Source organism: Heyndrickxia camelliae, from assembly GCF_002844575.1.
GTDB lineage: Bacteria > Bacillota > Bacilli > Bacillales > Bacillaceae_C > Margalitia > Margalitia camelliae.
In genome coordinates, this window is the sequence record NZ_PIQO01000002.1 from 72,592 (window position 1) to 93,286 (window position 20,695).

A 20,695-nucleotide genomic window follows, 5' to 3' on the forward strand; every position below is an offset into this window, starting at 1 on the left:
TTTAATTATTGTGTATTCGTTGTTATATGCCATTGATTTTTTTATACTTAGAGAAAAGGAAATAACTGAGGTGATAAGATGAGCGAGGAAAAGGAACCAATTGAGAGCTACGATCTTGATGAAGAAACATTATTTATGGTCTCCCAAACATTTAAAGCACTATCAGATCCGACACGTTTGAGAATATTAAATTTATTATTTTCTGGTGAGCATTCTGTTAACGATATTGCTGAATCCCTTTCATTACTTCAATCAACCGTCTCCCACCAACTGCGCTTTTTAAAAAATGTCAGACTCGTTAAATTTCGCAGAGAGGGAACAACCATCTACTACTCTCATGATGATGAGCATGTTATGGAATTATTAAGGAAAGCTATTGACCATACCTATCACACTTAGAAAAACGGAAGCGCCATACTCATCAGCGTATGGAAGGGGAAAATTTGTAATGTAATTTTACAAAATGTTTGAATTAAATCATACTCACTGATGGCTGATTGCGCTAGACAAAAGATAATACTGGAAATAATTTATATGTTTATACATAATGCCTAACTATTGAGTGAATAGTTAGGCATTATTATCCGGATAATATTGATATATGGACAGATTTATCGACCAGTTATTTACCTCTACTCCTTCTAATTGAAGAGCCATTTTTTGTTCATCGTCCTTTAAGGAGATTTCCCCTTTTGAACTTATGACACGATGCCAAGGTAATTGGTGCTTCTTACTCATAGAATGAAGAATTCTAGCAACCTGTCTTGCTCCTCTTGGACTTCCAGCAAGTGCCGCAATTTGTCCATAAGTCATTACTTTTCCCGATGGAATAGTGCGAATAATTGCGATAACCTGAGCTGTAAATGGTGACACAAGTTCATCCCTTTCCATCTTGTTTAATATCCCCACATAATGCCGCTAACCGATGAAGCTCTGCTAGGATTTGGTCATATACGATTTGTTTTTCTTCCTTAAATGGTTTCCCATCTCTAAAATAAATTTGCTTATCAGCAATAATTTTCCGCTTTTTCTTACTCACATACAACGGAATAAAGCAAACATGTTTGCGGGTTATGTTGAAATAATATTTTTCAATAGAAAGGAAACCATCATACATATCCTTCATTTCAGAAGATGTATCACTATAGTCCGTATCAGGAAAAATGGCAATGCTCTCACCATTGGACATTACCTCTGCACTATGCTTAAATGTATGGACAATTTTCCTTGATCCTCTATATACTGGGATGCCTTTACTGGAATGAAGAAGATTAGGAACAAATGATGAAATGAAAAACGCACATATTGCAGCCAATGTGCGATTCCAGCCAAATCTTTTTGTAAAAGTGTAATTTACATAATGGTCATAGCACGCTTTTCGATTAAGAAAAACATGGAGAATCCATGCATGTATACATTCCGTGAACCATAGCAAAAGAATATATGGTCCAAATAAATTTTGATGATGTGTGATATAGACGACAGGTCCGGAATTTTTTGGTGTTTGTACTGTATACTTTGGATAGAAAATACGGACAATTCTTCGGCATATTAAAAATAATATTCCATAGAAATTTTTCTTTATCGGTTTCACTGTCCTTCATACATCCTTTTTCTTTTTTTAAATACCCAGTGAAGCTGGATTTGATAGCTACATATTCCTAAAATGATATCGAAACATATTTTTGCAAAAACAACATTGATCCCCAAAAATTTATTGGTACATGTAATTAGTAAATAAGAAGAAATTATAATTGCTAGACACAAAATATAGTATTTTAAAATTGACTTAAAAAATGTGTTGCCCGCTTTAAAGACGATTCTTCTATTAATATAAAAATTATAGGAGGAGGAAATAGCCCTTGCTATGAATGTAGAATAAAACACTCGCCATTCAAGCGGTAAATCTTTTAAAAGAAAATTATTAAGCAGAACAAAAACGAAAACATCAATGATGCCGGACGTTACCGTCGAAAAAAAATATTGCAAAAAGCCCGATATAAGCCGAATAAATATTCTAGTAGAATCGACTATGGAATTATAATGTGATCCTTCATTATTATTAAAATATACCGTTTCAATCGGTACTTCACTCATAGTTGCATTCAGTTTTTTTACTTGAATAAGCATATTCATTTCATATTCATAGCGCTCGCCTTTTAATTTTACAAAAGCAGGCAGCAAATTGATAGGTATTCCTCTTAACCCTGTTTGCGTATCTTTAATGTTATATCCATATAACAAACGGAAAATAAAACTTGTTAACTTATTTCCGATCAAACTCCGTTTGGGAATATTTGTTTGATCGAAATCCCTAACCCCTAAAATAATCCCATTCGGATCTCGCTCTAATTCTTTTGCAATTTTAAAAACGTCCTGTATCGTGTGCTGTCCATCCGCATCGGCTGTGATAACACCGGCTAACTCTTTATAGTTTTCCAGAACATAGGCAAAGGCTGTTTTTAATGCTCTTCCTTTTCCACAATTTACATCATGTGTTAGAACTGTGCACCGTTCATTGGAAGCTAGTTTTTCAAAAATAGGAAGCAGCTCCTTATCGCTACCGTCGTTTACGACAATTATTTGCAGAGCACCTTTATTTAACAATTCCGCAACATAGTCAATTAAAGTTTCTTCAGGATTAAGGGCAGGAATTATAACGACACATTCTTTCATTTCGCACCCCCTTTCATACCCAAATACGTCCGAATCCAATTCAATTTTATACTTTCTTTTTTTCTATTTCTAATGATTTACTTGGGACTTTAAATGTAGTACAAAATATGTACTTCCTATAAATTATGCGTTATTTTGCTTCATATAAATATATTTTCCATGCAGCATCCTTATCTTCAAATGATCTTAGAAAATGTAATCCATCCTGTTCAGCGTTTAAGATTGGGACGGAAGAGAAAATATATTTTCCTCCTAAGTTCTTGAATGCGTTAATATTAAAATCTAAATGATGGATTTTCTTTTTAGAATCCTTACGAAAATCATATTTTTTTCCTAGTTCCGCTACAAAAAGATAGCAGCGGCCACCCCATGTATCAAAATATTTCTTTAAACTAGGGCTTTTATCCAGCTCTCCGGCAATAATTTTACGAAATTGATGCTTATACGCTAACGGATAAAAATTATTATATGTATCAATCGTGTAAAAGCCATTGTACTGAGCAATTGCGGGATGAAGGCCAATGCTCGCAACTCGATAAGATGATTTTGGCTTTCCAATATAATCACTGATTTCCTTGAACTCATGTTCTGCATAAAATTGTTTAAAAGAAGGTGCTCCAGCAACACGATAATAAATTTCCGGATTACAGGCACATAAAACGACAATCTGCATGATTAAACATACCTTTACAAATTCCCGCCAATTCCGCCCATACTTCCATAGGATGCAGGCACCTACTGCAAACATCATATAGATAATTAGTGGCCGCAAAAAGTGAAACCTAGCAAAATTAAAGGTATTCAACAAATTAATTCTTTCCTTTAATGGCTCCCAGCCCTTATAAAACCAAAAAGCATACCATAAAGAAAGAACAAAATTTAGAATAAAAATTTGGACATAGCGTTTTTCGAATCGCAAAGCTTTTTCTTTCCACAGTTTCCATAATACAATGAAAGATAGCGGAACAATGACTAACGTATGCAAAGTCATTACATGGGTATGGCCCAGAAAGTAATTTTTAAACGTTAATCGGATGGAGTGCCAAAATCCAAGGGTTGAACTGACAAATTCGTTTCTGCTTGTAGGTTCTGTTGGGAATACCAGCGAATAAACGAGGCGATATTCAATTCCCAAATACAATAAGGTCATAAATCCGATACTTCCTAAAAATTTAACATTCCAGTCCCGCTTTACAATTACATCCCGTATCCAAAGTAAGCCCATTGCCACAAGGAAAAAGAAAAACCCCAATACAAAACTAGAGTAGAACGGTAATAGTGTTAGAGTAAGCCATTCTTTCCATGCTCCTTTTCTTTCTCTGATCGTTAAAAATGCCCATAAAGCCAATGGCTGCCCAAGCGTGCTGAGCATTCCGGATGGCCAAACAGGTGTCAAGGCAAATGCCAACGAGACCCATACCCGAATCGGATATGCATCATCCTTCTTAACAAAATGCCTTCTTAACAGCAAATACATTCCTATAAATGCAAAGATTCGAATCAGTGCTTGACTTATCCCATATGCTACTATTGACGGGAATATTTCATGAAGCCACTCTATTCCACTGAATTCGGTACCAAATGAATTTCTCGGCAAACCGTTAATAATTTGGGGAATTGTTGCATTAATTGGTCCAAATAGCTGTCCACTTTCCTTCATCACTTTATACCAGGCGATATTAGAGTCCATATTATCATGGACTCGTATATGGCTGTTCTCACCTAAAATAAAAACAGGAGCGAGAAATGCAATAAGTATAATTGCTGCAATGAGTAAAAGTTTTTTTTCCTTGATCCAATTCGAGGAAGTTTCTACATTCATTTCTTATCTCCACACACCAATCATAATTGAATAACTAAGTAAAAATGGATAGATACTTATCTCTTCAAATTTTTAATAAATCAAAACATGCGCTTCAACCATTAGTTATTATACGGTTACAGAGGTTCTGTCACTGTTTCTAACAATTCACGCATTTTTTTCAATAAGGGTTCTTTGATTTCTGGCTCTTTTAAAGCAAATTCAATATTGGTTAAAATAAATCCAAGCTTTTCTCCCACGTCATATCGCATACCATCAAAGGCATATGCCAGTACTTTATGCTGATTATTTAATTCCATTATCGCATCTGTTAACTGAATCTCCCCTTGGACACCGCTTTTTTGCTGCTCTAAAATGGGGAAAATTTCAGGAGTTAATATATAGCGTCCCATAATCGCTAAATTTGAAGGAGCCTCTTGAACAGATGGTTTTTCTACAAAATAATTCACATCATATACCTTGCCCTGCTGACTTAACGGAGCAATGATTCCATATCGGTTTGTTTCATCTTTAGGAACCTGCTTCACCCCAACAACAGTTGAACCAGTTTCCTCATATATATCAATCAACTGCTTTGTACAGGGAATATCGGATTGGATCACATCATCCCCTAATAATACTGCAAATGGCTCATCTCCAATAAATTTTCTGGCACACCAGACAGCATGGCCAAGCCCCTTTGGTTCCATTTGCCTTATATAGTGAATATTAGCCAATTTTGAAGGCCTTTGTACACTCTCTAATAAATCCAATTTTCCTCTTTTTAAAAGGGTTAATTCTAGTTCAGCTGCATGATCAAAATGATCTTCAATTGCCCGTTTACCTTTACCAGTTACAATAATGATATCCTCTATACCGGATTGAAAAGCTTCCTCCACAATATATTGAATAGTGGGCTTATCGACAATCGGTAGCATTTCTTTCGGCATTGCCTTTGTAGCTGGTAAAAACCTTGTTCCAAGACCTGCAGCAGGTATAATCGCCTTTTTAATATGTTTTTTCATTTATTTCTCCCCCAAGAAAGCTAACTTTATTAAAGGCTTTTTCATAAATCACGCATCGTTAATAACTAAATATTAAGATAAGAAATTCGGCAAACAATATTCTTCCTCTTCAATTACATTGGTTAGAAAAAAGCCTTATTATATATAATGACAACAACTTGTTATTTAGTCCGATTTTCATTTCCCTTATTTGCCATTATGACCATCTTTCCATTTTTATTTCTCTTTTTCTAATCTTTTTCGAAAAATGTTGCATCCTTGGTATCAATTCCATGATTCATGAATGTGAATTTCCACTTGTAATTCTTGTCGAAGTAGCATTTCTGCCCCAAAAAGCAGGATAAAGCTTTTCCATAAAAGTACTGCGGCCTTTCGTGTAGGTTTTTCTCTCAAGTAAAGATTGCATTACCTTAAGAATGCTTTGGGCATCATGCAATTCAAGTCCTTGAAAATAACTATCCTTTCTTTCAAACAATTGGGATAGTGACTTGCTATTATCTAAAACAGAAGACAACTGATTTTCAAAAGTATCTGCATGATGCAATTCAAACACTAGTCTATTTTGTTTTAAAAATTTCAAATTTATTTCTTCTTGACCAGGCAGTGCGGAATGTATGAAAATAGGCAGTCTCTTTTGCAATGCTTCACTTACTGTTACTCCCCCTGGTTTCGTGATGATTGCATCTGCCTGCTCATATAGTGCATTCATATCTAATCTTGAGGATATATAAGATACAGGATGAATATGAGATACATTCCAGGAAGATATTTCTTGGTAAAGCCGCTGATTATTACCGCATAACACGATATATTCAAAACGATTAGACTCTCTTACCTCCTGCAACATAGTTAGAATAGCTCCCAAGCCACTGCTTCCACCTGATACGAGAATTTTTTTGCGGTTATGATTCCAGTCCAAATGATTCCCTAATTTTTTAAAATCTCCATGCACTGGTATTCCCGTAACAAAAACCTTTGTTGCTGAAATTTGATACTCTTCCAATAATCGTCTTTTAATTTGTTGATTCGGAACAAAGTGAGCATCGATGCCCTTTTTCCCCCACACACTATTGATAAAAAAGTCAGTATAGACATTAACTACTGGAGTAGTAAGCTTCCCTTTTTGTTTTAAATGGCTAAGTAATAAGGAAGGAAAACCATGTGTACATATAATTAGATCCGGTTGTTCCTCTTCTATTAATTGCTGCATTTTAACTAGAAATAAATGATGATACCATCTGACTTTTACAGAGGATCCTGTATAAAATAGATGCTTATACACCCATTCATATGTTCCTGGTGCATAGCGAATCCATTTTAAATAGGATTTTGTAATCATTCTTTCTAATTGATTGCTTGTATAAGTTAAAAAATCCATTTTATTAATAATCAAATTGTCCATGTTTTCGTTTAATAAATGAATAACCGCTTCTGCAACCTGATGATGTCCAGATGGCATCCGCATAAAGGGAAATATTAATACTTTTTTCATTTTGTTAGCTCCTTTTTTAAAGGCAATAAATAAACCTACAAATTAACAGACTTACTTAAAAGGCAGAAAGTTCATTTGATATTTTTCACATACCAAAAAAGAGGACTAAAATTAGCCCTCTCTAAAAAAATCAACTTGATTCAATAAAAGACATCGTTATTTCCAGATTCCTTGTATGGATGAAACATTTTTTGACTTTCCCAGAGGTTTTATTCCATACATATCTTCAATCGTGCGCAAAACTGAATAATGATCAATATAATTTGAATATTCCCCTGTTTTCACCATTGGCCCTACAAAAATCGTTGGAATTTGGTTCGGCTTTTTGAAATTATCCTCATCCCATGTCAAAATAAATAAACTATCATTTTTACTCGCCCATTGGATAAACCCTTGTAAATTTTTCTTTAACCAAGTATCTGCTTGCTTCACCGTACCATCATGCATATCATGTATTAAATTAGGGATGACAAAAGAAACGGTCGGTAAAAGATTATAGTTTTGCGGAAAACTAGTGAACGGTAAGTTATAACTTTTGGGTACATTAGAAAAATTCACCTATGGGCTATGCTTCCGATGGTAAGACTGTGACTTGCAGCCTTTAAAACCAACAGAAGGTAAATCTTCTGAATATCCGGCAAAGCTTTTTCCGACCTTTTTTAACGCATTTGCCAAATTATTAGAAGAAAAGGTATAAGGCAGCTATCACCTGTGACTCCTTGTGTATCTCCAGAGAATAATGCAAGATAGTTGGGCTGGCTAGGATGTGCAATCCCATGGGAATTGGTAAATAGGACACCATGATCGGCAAGTTGATTAATGTAAGGTGCATCTTTATTTCCAATAATTTGATTGTATGAGTGATTTTCCACAACCACAATAATAATATGTTTAGGCTTTGGAAGATTCCATTCACTTTTAACTGGCTTTTTCGATTGTGAAACATTTTCATAATGATGCTGATTTTTCACCAAAAAAACTATAATACACCCTATTAGAACCAGTCCTATCAACCCGATGACCCATTTTACTTTCTTCATTGCTCCACCTTCTTGGATAAATTATATCGTTTTTTTATTATATATTCTCATTTACCTAATTTGAGTCAACCTACTATCCATTTTTTGTTGTATGAGATAAATAATCCGATAAAAAAAAACAGACCAATAAAATTGATCTGTTTTTCCAGTTAATTTTCGGTTGCTTGTTTCACGAAAGTTTGTTTGGTTGTTTCCTGCGATATTTCTTCTCGATTCGGCTTCACACGTTTCATGAAGAAAGCAAGTATCAATGCAACAAGTGCAATACAAACAGAAACTTTAAAGGAATCATTAATTCCTTCCACCATTGCTTTCATACCCAAATGCTCTTTTAATGCAGCAATTTGTGCCGGGCTTTCCTGACCAGTAAGCTTTTTCGTAGCAGATGTAATTAAATTTGTTGCATGTGTTTCCGTGCGGTTTGACATTACCGTGATTAGCAGGGCAGAACCAATAGCACCAGATACTTGCTGCAATGTATTGTTCATTGCTGTACCGTGCGGATTAAGCCGCTGTGGTAATTGATTTAAACCATTTGTCATGACAGGCATCATTACCATGGACATACCGAACATACGTGCAGTATATAATAGAATCAATTCCGTATACGTAGTGGATAGTGTCAAAGTACTAAAGAAATAAGTAGTAACAATCGTAATTGTCAGGCCGATTATTGCTAAAACTCTTCCGCCAAATTTATCAAACAGTTTTCCTGTAATCGGAGACATAAGGCCCATTAAAAGCGCACCTGGGAGTAACATTAAACCTGATTTCAATGGAGAAATCCCTCTAATTGTTTGGATATACATCGGTAACAATAACATGGCAGAAAACATTGCCATCATTAATACAACAGAAATAGCAGAAGCTAATGTAAACATTGGATATTTATAAACACGAAATTCCAACATCGGCACTGGAATTACAAGCTGGCGCCAAATAAAGAGAATTAAAGAAAGACCGCCAACGATTAAGGTAATATAAACTTCTGGCGCATCCCAGCCTTTATCTCCTGCAGAACTGAATCCATAGAGAATTCCGCCAAACCCAATTGTGGATAAAATAAATGAGAGTGTATCCAGCTTTATTTCTACTTTTTCTTTTTTATCTTTCAATAGGAAAAAGGCAATAACTACAATAGCAATTGCAATCGGCATGACAATATGGAAAAGCATTCTCCATGAATAGTGTTCCACAATCCAACCGGATAAAGTAGGTCCAATTGCAGGCGCGAACACCATAACTAATCCGAATAAGCCCATTGCTGCTCCTCTTTTCTCAATAGGAAAGGAAGTGAGCATTACATTCATTAATAGAGGCATCATAATAGCAGAACCAGAAGCTTGAACGATTCGTCCAGCTAGTAAAACCCAAAATTCTGGAGAAAACCCTGCTAAAATCGTACCGATAGAGAACAAACTCATTGCCACTAGAAATAAACGGCGAACGGTATACCTTTGAATGAGAAATGCTGTGGCTGGTATCATAACCCCATTTACAAGCATATAACCGGTTGCAAGCCACTGCACCGTTGACATCGAAACATGAAAATCATCCTTAATGGAAGGTAAGGCAATATTCAATAACGTTTCATTTAATATGGAAATAAACGCTCCAATTAGCAGGATGACAATAATCCCATACGGAGGTTTTTTTGTTTCTAATAAAGATGCGTCCATCTAGTTACCCCTCTCTTTGGACTAATAGTCCATTTTTTTATACTTTGATTATAACGCAAAGATTATATTAAACGGATTGCTCCCTTTTTGCAACAAAAAAATGCTCGTATTGTATAAAAAAATAAATTGCGATAGTATTGCATTAGACTGGTAGTTTATTATTATTTTTAGGTGATATAAATGAATGACCGAAAACAGCATGTAATCAAAATGGCTCATCAATTATTTATGGAAAAAGGATTCCAGGCTACATCCATTCAAGACATTTTAGACTTTAGCGGTATTTCAAAAGGAACTTTTTATAATTATTTTTCTTCCAAAAAAGAATTGCTGATAGCCATTTTCAATTCCCTTCATGAAATTCTGGAGATAGAACGAAATAAACTTCTAATTGGGCAAGATCCATCTGATCAGGAGATATTCATTAAACAAATAGAGCTACAAATGAAATTGAATAAACAAAATAAGCTTTTTGCCTTATTTGAGGAAGTTTTGTTTTCAAATGATATGGACTTCAAAGATTTCTTAAAACAAATGCAGTTAAATCAATTGAATTGGACATTTTATCGCATGGTCGATATTTATGGTGATGATAAGAAACCATATTTATTGGATTGCACAATCCTTTTTACGGGAATGCTTCACCATCAATTTCATGTATTCTTTCATCAAAAGCAACCTGGTTTGACTATTCAACGGATTATACGCTATTGCATAAATCGTATATCCAGTGTGGTGGAGGAGGTCTCATCCGCTGGTGAACAATTGCATGATCCGCGTTTAATAGAAGAATGGTTTCCAACCAATAAAAGGATGAAAAATCAAAAAAAGCTCGAGCAAGCTTTAACCAATTTAAAGAGAATTGTTAGGAAAGAGTGTCCAAATGAAAAACAACAGTTAAAATGGATGGAGTTGCTTGATTTTCTTCAGGAGGAAGTCCTTCATTCCAAACAGCCTCGTGTGTACCTGGTGGAAAGCGCATTGGATTCCTTAGTGGAGGATCCATGCAAAGTAATGAAAAAGGAACTTCATACAATAATTAATCTCATTCACCAATATATCCATCAAAATGATAGCGATTAAGCAAGCAGCCCCTTTGCTGCTTTTTTTATTGGTAATTAAAAATGCAGCCACCTCATCACTTATGACAAAAAATGTATTATTTTATAAAAATTGCAGAGTATATAAATAATCTTTTCGGAAAGGAGATGAATACTATGTTGAACAAAATGAAGGCAATCTTGATATTACCCTTGCTTGTAATGCTTGTGGCACTTCCTGTTCATGCTGAGCCAATGACGAATACGGAATCGCAAAAACAAGTGGTAAAACTAACCAAACAACAAAAAGAAGAGTTAACAAAGATACATCTGGATTTACTAACAAAGCGAAAACAGCTGATTATGAAGTATGTAGAATATGGAGTAATTCCAAAGGAAAAAGGCGATAAGATGCTTAAAGGAATAAATGAGCATTATCAGGATATAAAAGAAAACGGTCCCGATATGCATTGGAACAAAATGCATCATCACCACTGTCATCATCACCATAATGACTAAAAGATTGATTACATAAAAAACCAATGAAACCCCTTTTATACAAATGGTTTCATTGGTTTTTTTGTAGTTAGTATAGGTCCTTTTTGTCGAAATTTTGTCAGGCAACATTTAATTTTTTTTTTTTATACCGATATAAAAAGTAGAATGAACTAGATAAAGGATATTTATACTGTTATAGGGAAGGGAACAAAGATGAAATCTATTAAATCAAAAATTATTTGTACGACATTGCTCATGCTAGCTATACCTGCATTAATTATCGGACTAATCGGCTATACTCAGGCAAGGCAGCATCTCAATGATTTGGGTCAAACCAATTTAAAAAACGGAGTAAAAATGGCCATTCAAATGATAAATGGGTTGAATGATGAGGTAGTTAAAGGCCATTTAACTTTAGAAGAAGCACAGGAAAAAGTAAAAACTGCTCTCATCGGTCCTAAAAATACAGATGGAACCAGAACGATTACTAACAAAACGGACCTTGGAAAAAACGGCTATTTTTTTGTGTTAGATAGTAAAGGAAATGAGCTTGCACATCCTTCCATAGAGGGACAAAATGCTTGGAGTTTAAAAGACAAAAAAGGATACTATTATATTCAAGATTTAGTGAAAAAAGCAAAGTCCGGCGGAGGATTTGTTACATATGATTGGCAGCTTCCAAATGATAAAAATCATCAGGCAGAAAAAATAACCTACAGCGAAAGCGATCCAAACTGGGGATGGGTAATTTCGGCAGGAACTTATTCAATGGACTTTTACAAGTCTGCTGACACTATTCTCTATGTATTGCTCATTACATTGGCAATTGCCTTAATAGTAGGGATTATTATTACTCTCCTATTTTCTAAGCATTTGGCGGATCCAATTAAAAAGATTACCTTGCAAATGGGAGAAATGGCCAGCGGAAATCTTACCGCGGAAGTAACACAAACTAAAAGAAAAGATGAAATAGGTCAATTACAAACCTCTATGAACTACATGAAAGAAAAGCTTCGAGACATGATTCTTGATATTACGAAAGTATCTGATCATGTAACTAGCCAAAGTGAAGAATTAACACAGTATGCAGATGAAGTGGGAATCGGAACAACCCAAATTGCCACTACCATGCAGGAGCTATCTAATGGTGCGGAAGAACAAGCACACTCTGCAACTACACTATTAGAAAAAATGAGTGATTTTTCACAAACCATTATGCAAGTAGCAATACAGGGGGAAACGGTAAAAGAAAGCTCCACTCAAATGTTGAATGTAACCGATGAAGGTAGTCAAAACATGCAGCAATCCGTTCAACAAATGCATGTAATAGATGAGAGAATTAAACAATCATTGGATATGGTAAAAGGATTGGATAATAAAACAGGCCAAATCACTGATTTAGTGAAAGTCATTAAAGATATTTCGGAGCAAACGAATTTGTTGTCATTAAATGCAGCTATTGAAGCAGCACGTGCAGGTGAACATGGAAAAGGCTTTGCCGTCGTTGCCGATGAGGTAAGAAAATTAGCAGATCAAGTTACTCAATCTATTTCCAATATTACAACCATTGTGACAGATATACAAAATGAATCCAAACAAGTGGTAGACACATTGGAAGATAGCTATCGATTGGTAAACGATGGCACAAAACAAATAAATATTACCGGCGAAACCTTTAATGATCTTAAAGATACCATTAAAGAATCAGGCAAACAGGTTGAAAATATGGCTGCAGCAATGTTCCAAGTATTGGATAATACAAAAGAAATCAATGAGGCTATAGATACCATTGCATCTGTGTCGGAAGAAACAGCGGCTGGCGTCGAGGAAGTTACCGCTACGACTGAGCAATCGAGCAGTTCAATGGAGGAAGTGGCAAAAAGCGCCAAGCGTCTGGAAGAACAAGCGACTAATTTAAATAATTTAGTTCAGCAATTTAAATTTTAAGAAAAGAAGTAAATTCATGATTTGTCAATTTTATGAAAATCTCCACTTTTTACGTTAAATATGTTATAGTGTAAGTAATTCAATAGAAATGACTCGGAGGAGCCTGTCACTAGGGATTAGTATGTCCCTTGGTGATGGGCTTTTTTTGTATTTTTTTATTAAAACAAAGAAAACTTATAAAACGAAAGGTGGAAATCGATGTGTTAATTTTACAAATAGCCATTATATTAATTGCCTCGAAAATAGCTGGTAGCCTAAGTGTAAGATTAGGACAGCCTTCTGTATTAGGGAAACTCTTAATCGGTATTGTGCTTGGCCCGTCCGTTCTTGGATTAGTAAAGGACACAGAAATCTTGGCGGAATTCAGTCAAATAGGCGTTATATTGTTAATGTTTATAGCTGGATTAGAAACTGATATCGATGAATTTAAACGTACAGGCAAAGCGTCTACTTTTGTCGGTTTTGGAGGGATTATTGTTCCATTGGTTTTAGGGTATTTTGCAGGGATGATTTTACATCTTAATATGATGGAATCAATATTTCTAGGTTTATTACTTTCCGCAACAAGTGTAAGTATTTCTGTTCAAGCACTCAAAGAAATGAACCAATTGAAAACGCAGGAAGGAACGACTATCTTAGGTGCAGCTGTAATTGATGATATAGTGGTCGTCCTTGCATTGGCCTTCTTAATGAGCTTTTCTGGTGGAGATGTTCATTTAACAACGGTAATACTAAAGAAAGTACTATTCTTTGCAGGAGCAATTCTTGTTGGCTGGAAACTCGTTCCTTGGTTTTTGCAAAAATTCTCCTCATTAAAGATCTCTGAGACGGTGATATCATCCGCTCTGATTATTTGCTTTATTTATGCTTATTTAGCTGAATATACGGGAGTCGCTGCTATCATTGGCGCTTATATAGCAGGTGTCGCAATAAGTGTTACGAAATTCAAGCATGATATTTTTGAGAAGGTAGAAACCATCAGCTATTCTATTTTTGTTCCGATATTTTTCACTTCTATTGGTATTACAGCCGAATTTTCAGGTATTACGAAAAATATTATGCTTATCGTATGTCTAAGTATTTTAGCTATCCTTACGAAATTAGTTGGGGCAGCCATTGGGGCAAAATTGGCCGGATTCGGCTGGAATAGCTCATTGGGAATCGGTTCTGCAATGGTCTCTCGTGGTGAAGTTGCCTTAATTATTGCTGCAATAGGTTTAGAGACCAAATTGCTTAGTCAAGAAATGTTCGCGGTCATCGTAGTGGTAGTTCTTGTTACTACGATAGTAACTCCTCCCATGATGAAGCTATTTTTTAAACGAAATACGGAAACAGAAACGAACGCTGCATAGTTGGTAAAACCAAGGTTAAAAGCAATGCTATTCGCATCGAATTGCATTGCTTTTTTTAGAAATTCATTATTCTATTAGAGATATCTAATATAAATATATACCATCGAAATCGCCACACTTATAAACATAATTGGCAGACCGATTAACGTATATTTGATAAAAGAAATTTTATATCCTTCTTTCCCTGCCATTCCAGCAACAATCAAGTTAGCACTGGCACCAATTAATGTTCCATTTCCTCCCAAACATGCTCCCAAGGATAAGCTCCACCATAAAGGATTTAAATCGTGGATTCCAAGTGATCCCATCTGTTCAATTAGCGGAATCATTGTGGCAACAAACGGAATATTATCTACAAAAGCGGACGCTATGGCACTTAACCAGAGGATAAGGAACGAGGTAGATGTCTCATTTCCACCTGTTAAATGGATCGCATAAGTTGCAACTTTTGCAATCACTCCTGTTTCTACTAATCCTGATACGAGAACAAAGAGACCGACAAAGAAGAAGATAGTCGTCCATTCTACTTTTGTAAGAGCATTGTCCAAATAACTTTCTCCTACTAATATCAATAAAAGAAAAGCTCCCATTAACGCAATAGTCGCGGATTCTACCTCGATGATTTGATGGACAAAGAAACCGATGATCGTTAATCCCATCACGGTTAAGGATTTTATCATTAATGTTTTGTCGGTAATTTCATCCTTTTCATTAAGATGCATGATTCGCTCCCTGACCTGATCTGAAACACGTAATCCTTTTCGATAGAAAAAAGCAAGTATTATCATCGTAACAATGATAATCACAAGAACAATAGGTGCTAAATTTGTAATGAAATCCATAAAAGTGATGGATGACACCGCACTTCCAATCATGATATTTGGCGGGTCCCCAATCATTGTAGCGGTTCCGCCAATATTGGACATCAGTATTTCCGTAATAAGAAACGGCATAGGATTAATACCTAGCTGTCTTGTGATACTGAATGTGATAGGAACCATCAGCAGAACCGTGGTTACATTATCTAAAAAAGCAGATCCTACTGCAGTAATAATCGAAAGAACGATTAATATCCAAAGCGGTCGCCCTTTTACCTTTTTTGCAGACCATATCGCCACATATTTAAATACACCAGTTTCCGCGGTAATAGACACTATAATCATCATACCAATTAATAGACCGATTGTATTAAAATCAATATGATGGATAGCAGTTTCTTGATTCACTATCCCTAAAAGAACCATTAGTCCTCCACCAATCATCGCAATAATCGTGCGATGAATTTTTTCTGAAATAATGATTCCATAGGTTAGGAAAAAGATGATAATGGCATAAAGTGCTTCATTAGTCATAACACAGCCCCTTTTCTCACTAGACTTATCTTTCTAATATTTAAATAAAAACATTCGCTAAAAAGGAAATAAATTCCCTAAAAAACGCAAAAAAGGAGCCCTATATGACAGGCTCCTCCAATAAAACGTTCCTATTTAATTTAAATTCATGGTATCAAAAAGTTTGATTTTCTGCAACAACTTTTCATTGATTTATGATATTGTTTTAGGGTAGATATCATATTCAAATACCCACAAATGATATAAATAATCTGTTGGGGAAACTTAAAAGAAAAGTAATACATGTTATGTTGCAGGAGAGGATTTTTTATGAAGAAAAAGCAATTTGCCGTTTTAGGACTTGGACGCTTTGGCGGCAGTCTTGTCAAAGAGTTTCACGAATTAGGTACAGAAGTGTTAGCGGTAGATAAAGATATCGATAAAGTAAACGAGATGGCCCAGTATTCAACTGCTGCAGTGCAAGCAAATACAATGGATGAAATTACCTTAAAAAATTTAGGTATACGTAATTTTGATCTGGTCTTTGTCTCTTTTGGTGATGACATAGAAGCAAGCATTCTTACTTCGTTAGTACTTAAAGATATGGGAATCAAAGAAGTTTGGGCAAAAGCACAGAATACCTATCATGAAAAAGTACTAAAAAAGATTGGTGTGGATCGTATCATAAATCCAGAAAGAGATATGGCGAAGCGAATTGCCCATCACATGGTTTCCGAAAAAATTTTAGATTATATCGAGTTGTCAGAGGAATTCGGAATTGTTGAGATTATGGCTACGGATAAGATCCATCTTCATACATTAATTGAACTAGATGTTCGTGCAAAGTATGGGTGTAATATCGTGGCAATCAAACGAGGTACCGATATCATTGTTTCTCCGATGGCAGAAGATAAGATTTTCAAGGGTGATATATTAATTGTAATTGGGAAGAACGAGGATATAAATAGATTTGAGGAAGAAGGTGTCTAAGATAAAGCACAAAGTGATCCATCTTAGCCCTTCTCAGCTGCTTATATTAGTGTTTTTTACAGCTATTATGCTCGGTACCTGTTTATTGAAATTACCTATTGCGTCCTTTCATTACGTTCGCTGGATTGATGCCTTATTTACTGCAACATCGGCAATGACAGTAACAGGTCTTTCTACCATTAATTCTGCAAAGGAATTTACCCTGTTTGGTCAATTTGTCATTATCGCCTTGATTCAAATTGGCGGATTAGGCATTGTTTCCTTTGCCCTTTTAATTTTTATTATGTTAGGAAAAAAAATTGGACTTAAGGAACGAATTCTTATTCAACAAAGCTTAAATCAGACATCCTTAGGAGGTGTCATTAAGCTTGTTCGAAATCTTTTTCTTTTTTCATTCATGATTGAATTTATTGCCATGCTGTTTTTATCGATTAAATGGATCCCTGAATACGGGTTTTGGCGTGGTATCTTTTATAGTTTCTTCCACTCTATCTCTGCTTTTAATAATGCAGGATTCTCAGTGTGGTCCGATAATTTGATAAGGTATGTGGGCGATCCAATTGTCAATATCGGAATTACCGGTCTTATCATACTTGGAGGAATCGGCTTTACAGTTATGTCTGACATTTGGTCTAAAAAAAGCTTTCGGAAGTTAAGCCTTCACTCTAAAATCATGATTATTGGAACGATTGTAACTAATTTGCTTGCAATGGTATTCATTTATATATTGGAATATCACAATCCACATACATTAGGGCATTTATCCACACCGGATAAATTATGGGCTTCCTATTTTCAGGCGGTGACAACCAGAACAGCAGGATTCCAGACAATGGACCTTAGCAACTTAAAGGAACCTACTGCCTTATTATTTTTAATATTAATGTTTATTGGTGCAGGAAGTGCATCAACAGGTGGAGGAATAAAGTTAACGACATTTATTGTTATCGTTATTTCTGTTATTACTTTTATTAAAGGTAAACAGGAAATTGTATTGGCAAAACGAACCATCACCAATTCCATTTTATTAAAATCATTAGCGATATTCAGCATTGCCCTACTGGCCATATTCCTGTCCGTGTTTGTTTTATGTATAACGGAAAAAGCTCCGTTTCTTAAGGTATTATTTGAGGTAATTTCTGCTTTTGGAACAGTTGGTTTAACCATGGGATTAACGACAAAATTGACGATTATCGGTAAAATAATCATTATCATGATGATGTTTATTGGCAAGCTTGGTCCTTTAACACTCGCTGTTTCTTTTGCCAAATCGGAACAAGCAAGTATCCGTTATCCAAATGAGGATATTTTAACTGGATGAATGAATGAAAAGGTGCATGAAATGCTGATTTCATACACCTTTTTCTTTATCACAATTTAAATTTTGATATAACAACCTGCAATTCATCTGCCAAATTTGAAAGTGATTCAGCGGAGCTAGTAATTTCTTCCATTGTCGCTAATTGCTCTTCAGAGGCTGCAGCATTTTCTTGACTACCAGCTGCTACCTGCTCGGAAACCTTCCTTGCCTTCTCCACTGCATCAACAATTTGAGATGCCATTGCTTGAATCTCTTCCACCGAAGCAGACACATCCTCTGCCTTTCCGGTTACTTTCCCAATAGATTCTGCAATTCTAGTAAAGGACTCATTTGCTTCTGTTGTGTATGTAAGTCCTGTATTTACTTTTTCATTTCCTGATTCCATCGATAATACTGCCTTCTTTGTTTCCTCTTGAATGGTAGAAATCATTATAGAAATCTGTTCAGAGGATTTGCTTGATTCTTCCGCCAATTTGCGTACTTCATCTGCTACGACAGCAAAACCTTTCCCTTGTTCTCCAGCACGAGCGGCTTCTATTGCAGCATTTAATGCCAGTAAATTAGTTTGTTCTGCAATACCTGTAATAAGGTCCGTGATTTTTCTTATTTCATCGGAGCGTTTTGCTAATGTATGAATTGTCTTTACAGCTTCATTAACAGACAGATGAATCTCCTTCATTTGGGAAACTACATTTGCAATAGATTCCGTGCCCTTTCTTGAAAGGTTACGAGTTTCTTCGGAGGAATGCAGCATTTCCTCACTTGCATCAGCAATTTGATCCATCCCTACAGCCATTTCTTTAATGGAATCAGTCATTTCATTAAATGTCCGAAGCTGCTGTTCCGTACCTTCTGCATTTTCCGTTATCACTCGTGTTACCTGTTCTGCAGCGCTCGTACTTTGCTGGGCACTAGCAGTTAGTTGCTCGGAGCTTGCCGCAACCTGAACACTTGAATCCGATACTTGGTGAACAACAGCTGATAAGTCCTGTACCATCTTGTTAAATGAATCGGACAATTCCCCGAGCTCATCCTTACTTTTTACCTTTACTTGTTTAATACTTAAGTCACCCATTGCAACTACTTTCATTGCATCTGATACTTTCTTAATTGGATTGGATATCATTCTGCCAATAATCATTTCAATAATGATGGCAATAATGAAAGTCGCTACGGTGATTATGATTAATAATGCTTGCACATTTTTTACATGAACAGTCGTTTCGCTATTAACCTTTAACAGCTCATCTTCCTGATGTTTCTTTAAATCCTCGATACTTTTTTGGAAACTGATAGTGATGTCATTTACAGTATTTGATGTATACAAGGTTAATTCATCCTGTTTATTTTCATTTTTTAGTTCTATCTGGTGCTCTGCTGCTGCAAAGTACTTATCATCCATATCGTCAAGACTTGCATATAGACTTTTGCCTAAGGAGCTTTTCACAAGTTTTTTAAGTTTTATCATCGTGTTTTTGTAATTGTCTTTTGCCACTTGATATTGATTATAATAAGAGGTACTTCCCGTTAGTAAATAACCGCGAATATTCGCACTCTGCTGATAAAATTGCGTTTCTAATTGATTTGCTAAATCAACTTTCTTAGACGTCACTTCAATTAAGTTGTTATATGTTTTATTCACACTAGATAGCTCAAAATAGGATATCCCCGCTAATAGCACTAATAAAAAAATAACACTGCTAAAACCTGTAATAATCTTTTTCTTTATGGACCATTTCATGTTGTACATATCTCCTTGTTTAGGTTAAAGTTTCCTATCTTTTATTTCGACAGATTGCGCAAAAAGTTTAGAAATCCTCTTATACATTGTCATGAATGGGATATTCTCGTTTATGTCATATTAAAGTTAAAGCATAAGTATATGGAGGAAGATGAAATGACGGATGAAATTAAACTACGACCACTTGAAAGAGAGGATTTAGAGTTCATTCATAAACTCAATAACAATGCTAAAATCATGTCCTATTGGTTTGAAGAACCCTATGAAGCTTTTGTAGAGCTTCAAGATCTATACGATAAACATATCCATGATCAAGGAGAACGAAGATTTATTTTGGAAAAAGATGAGGAAATGGTTGGATTAGTGGAATTGGTGGAGATAGACTATATACACAGAAGAGCTGAATTTCAAATTATTATAGATCCAAGGTTTCAAAATCATGGCTATGCGAGCACGGCAACTCGAATGGCAATGGATTATGCGTTTTCGGTATTAAACATGCATAAGCTTTATCTGATTGTGGATTCGACCAATGAAAAGGCCATCCATATCTATAAAAAAGCGGGTTTTCAGGAGGAGGGCATTTTTCAGGATGAGTTTTTCGTGGATGGGACTTATCATAATGCGATTAGAATGTGCATTTTCCAAAAGCAATATTTAGAATTAATGTAACCCACTCTATTCAGCTTTGTTAGTTTACATTTAAATATCTTAAAATAAAATTGTTTTATTATCGTTCCCCTTTACATAAAATGTACAAGT

At 35.4% G+C, this 20,695-nt stretch carries 19 protein-coding genes; 8 read left to right on the forward strand and 11 right to left on the reverse strand.

Going from position 1 to position 20,695, the window contains the following annotated elements; genetic code table 11:
- Positions 1–78: 78 nt before the first annotated feature.
- On the forward strand, positions 79–399 hold the full coding sequence (locus CWO92_RS03715) for an ArsR/SmtB family transcription factor (protein WP_101352858.1): 321 nt from the start codon (positions 79–81) through the stop codon (positions 397–399).
- A gap of 171 nt (positions 400–570) precedes the next feature.
- On the opposite strand, the gene CWO92_RS03720 is transcribed toward CWO92_RS03715, so the two are convergent.
- The 9 genes from CWO92_RS03720 to CWO92_RS03760 all read right to left on the reverse strand — a co-directional run bounded on the left by CWO92_RS03720 (position 571) and on the right by CWO92_RS03760 (position 9,713).
- Positions 571–891: an MGMT family protein gene (locus tag CWO92_RS03720; RefSeq protein WP_101352859.1), complete on the reverse strand. Its 321-nt coding sequence runs from the start codon at positions 889–891 to the stop codon at positions 571–573.
- Positions 878–1,594, reverse strand: coding sequence for a lysophospholipid acyltransferase family protein (locus tag CWO92_RS03725; protein ID WP_235851554.1), 717 nt, complete (start codon positions 1,592–1,594; stop codon positions 878–880). Before CWO92_RS03725 ends, CWO92_RS03720 begins: the two co-directional genes overlap by 14 nt.
- Positions 1,591–2,676: a bifunctional glycosyltransferase family 2/GtrA family protein gene (locus tag CWO92_RS03730; protein ID WP_101352860.1), complete on the reverse strand. Its 1,086-nt coding sequence runs from the start codon at positions 2,674–2,676 to the stop codon at positions 1,591–1,593. Before CWO92_RS03730 ends, CWO92_RS03725 begins: the two co-directional genes overlap by 4 nt.
- A 130-nt stretch (positions 2,677–2,806) precedes the next feature.
- Positions 2,807–4,498 carry a DUF6044 family protein gene (locus tag CWO92_RS03735; RefSeq protein ID WP_101352861.1) on the reverse strand — a complete coding sequence of 564 codons (1,692 nt, stop codon included), beginning with the start codon at positions 4,496–4,498 and terminating at the stop codon, positions 2,807–2,809.
- 116 nt (positions 4,499–4,614) lie between these two features.
- The gene (galU, locus tag CWO92_RS03740) at positions 4,615–5,502 is read right to left on the reverse strand and encodes a UTP--glucose-1-phosphate uridylyltransferase GalU (RefSeq protein ID WP_101352862.1); all 888 of its coding nucleotides are present in this window, start codon (positions 5,500–5,502) and stop codon (positions 4,615–4,617) included.
- A 277-nt stretch (positions 5,503–5,779) separates the two neighbouring features.
- Positions 5,780–6,994: an MGDG synthase family glycosyltransferase gene (locus tag CWO92_RS03745; protein WP_101352863.1), complete on the reverse strand. Its 1,215-nt coding sequence runs from the start codon at positions 6,992–6,994 to the stop codon at positions 5,780–5,782.
- Between the two features lie 156 nt (positions 6,995–7,150).
- On the reverse strand, positions 7,151–7,552 hold the full coding sequence (locus CWO92_RS03750) for an alkaline phosphatase family protein (protein ID WP_101352864.1): 402 nt from the start codon (positions 7,550–7,552) through the stop codon (positions 7,151–7,153).
- A 101-nt stretch (positions 7,553–7,653) separates the two neighbouring features.
- Positions 7,654–8,034, reverse strand: coding sequence for an alkaline phosphatase family protein (locus CWO92_RS03755; protein ID WP_101352865.1), 381 nt, complete (start codon positions 8,032–8,034; stop codon positions 7,654–7,656).
- A gap of 149 nt (positions 8,035–8,183) precedes the next feature.
- The gene (locus tag CWO92_RS03760; protein WP_101352866.1) at positions 8,184–9,713 is read right to left on the reverse strand and encodes a DHA2 family efflux MFS transporter permease subunit; all 1,530 of its coding nucleotides are present in this window, start codon (positions 9,711–9,713) and stop codon (positions 8,184–8,186) included.
- Between the two features lie 180 nt (positions 9,714–9,893).
- On the opposite strand from CWO92_RS03760, the gene CWO92_RS03765 reads away from it, so the two are divergent.
- The 4 genes from CWO92_RS03765 (at position 9,894) to CWO92_RS03780 (ending at position 14,550) form a co-directional block, all read left to right on the forward strand.
- Positions 9,894–10,796 carry a TetR/AcrR family transcriptional regulator gene (locus CWO92_RS03765; RefSeq protein ID WP_101352867.1) on the forward strand — a complete coding sequence of 301 codons (903 nt, stop codon included), beginning with the start codon at positions 9,894–9,896 and terminating at the stop codon, positions 10,794–10,796.
- A 134-nt stretch (positions 10,797–10,930) separates the two neighbouring features.
- Positions 10,931–11,272 (forward strand): DUF2680 domain-containing protein, encoded by a 342-nt coding sequence (locus tag CWO92_RS03770; protein ID WP_158176421.1) that lies wholly within the window; start codon positions 10,931–10,933, stop codon positions 11,270–11,272.
- Between the two features lie 192 nt (positions 11,273–11,464).
- The gene (locus CWO92_RS03775) at positions 11,465–13,198 is read left to right on the forward strand and encodes a methyl-accepting chemotaxis protein (RefSeq protein ID WP_101352869.1); all 1,734 of its coding nucleotides are present in this window, start codon (positions 11,465–11,467) and stop codon (positions 13,196–13,198) included.
- A gap of 200 nt (positions 13,199–13,398) precedes the next feature.
- Positions 13,399–14,550, forward strand: coding sequence for a cation:proton antiporter (locus CWO92_RS03780; protein WP_101353110.1), 1,152 nt, complete (start codon positions 13,399–13,401; stop codon positions 14,548–14,550).
- A gap of 74 nt (positions 14,551–14,624) precedes the next feature.
- Here the strand turns inward: CWO92_RS03780 and CWO92_RS03785 are convergent, their stop codons facing one another.
- Positions 14,625–15,902: an ArsB/NhaD family transporter gene (locus CWO92_RS03785; RefSeq protein ID WP_101352870.1), complete on the reverse strand. Its 1,278-nt coding sequence runs from the start codon at positions 15,900–15,902 to the stop codon at positions 14,625–14,627.
- Positions 15,903–16,211: 309 nt separating this feature from the next.
- On the opposite strand from CWO92_RS03785, the gene CWO92_RS03790 reads away from it, so the two are divergent.
- Both CWO92_RS03790 and CWO92_RS03795 read left to right on the forward strand, forming a co-directional pair.
- A complete protein-coding gene (locus CWO92_RS03790; protein ID WP_101352871.1) occupies positions 16,212–16,871 on the forward strand; it encodes a potassium channel family protein in 660 nt (219 codons plus the stop codon).
- Between the two features lies 1 nt (position 16,872).
- Positions 16,873–18,192, forward strand: coding sequence for a TrkH family potassium uptake protein (locus CWO92_RS03795; protein WP_101353111.1), 1,320 nt, complete (start codon positions 16,873–16,875; stop codon positions 18,190–18,192).
- A gap of 49 nt (positions 18,193–18,241) precedes the next feature.
- Here CWO92_RS03795 and CWO92_RS03800 read toward each other — a convergent pair whose 3' ends face one another.
- Positions 18,242–19,933 carry a methyl-accepting chemotaxis protein gene (locus CWO92_RS03800; RefSeq protein ID WP_165786597.1) on the reverse strand — a complete coding sequence of 564 codons (1,692 nt, stop codon included), beginning with the start codon at positions 19,931–19,933 and terminating at the stop codon, positions 18,242–18,244.
- Between the two features lie 156 nt (positions 19,934–20,089).
- Here CWO92_RS03800 and speG point away from each other — a divergent pair, with 156 nt between their 5' ends.
- Entirely contained in the window at positions 20,090–20,605 is a 516-nt protein-coding gene (gene speG / locus CWO92_RS03805; protein ID WP_101352873.1) for a spermidine N1-acetyltransferase, read from the forward strand.
- The last annotated feature ends 90 nt before the right edge of the window (positions 20,606–20,695 follow it).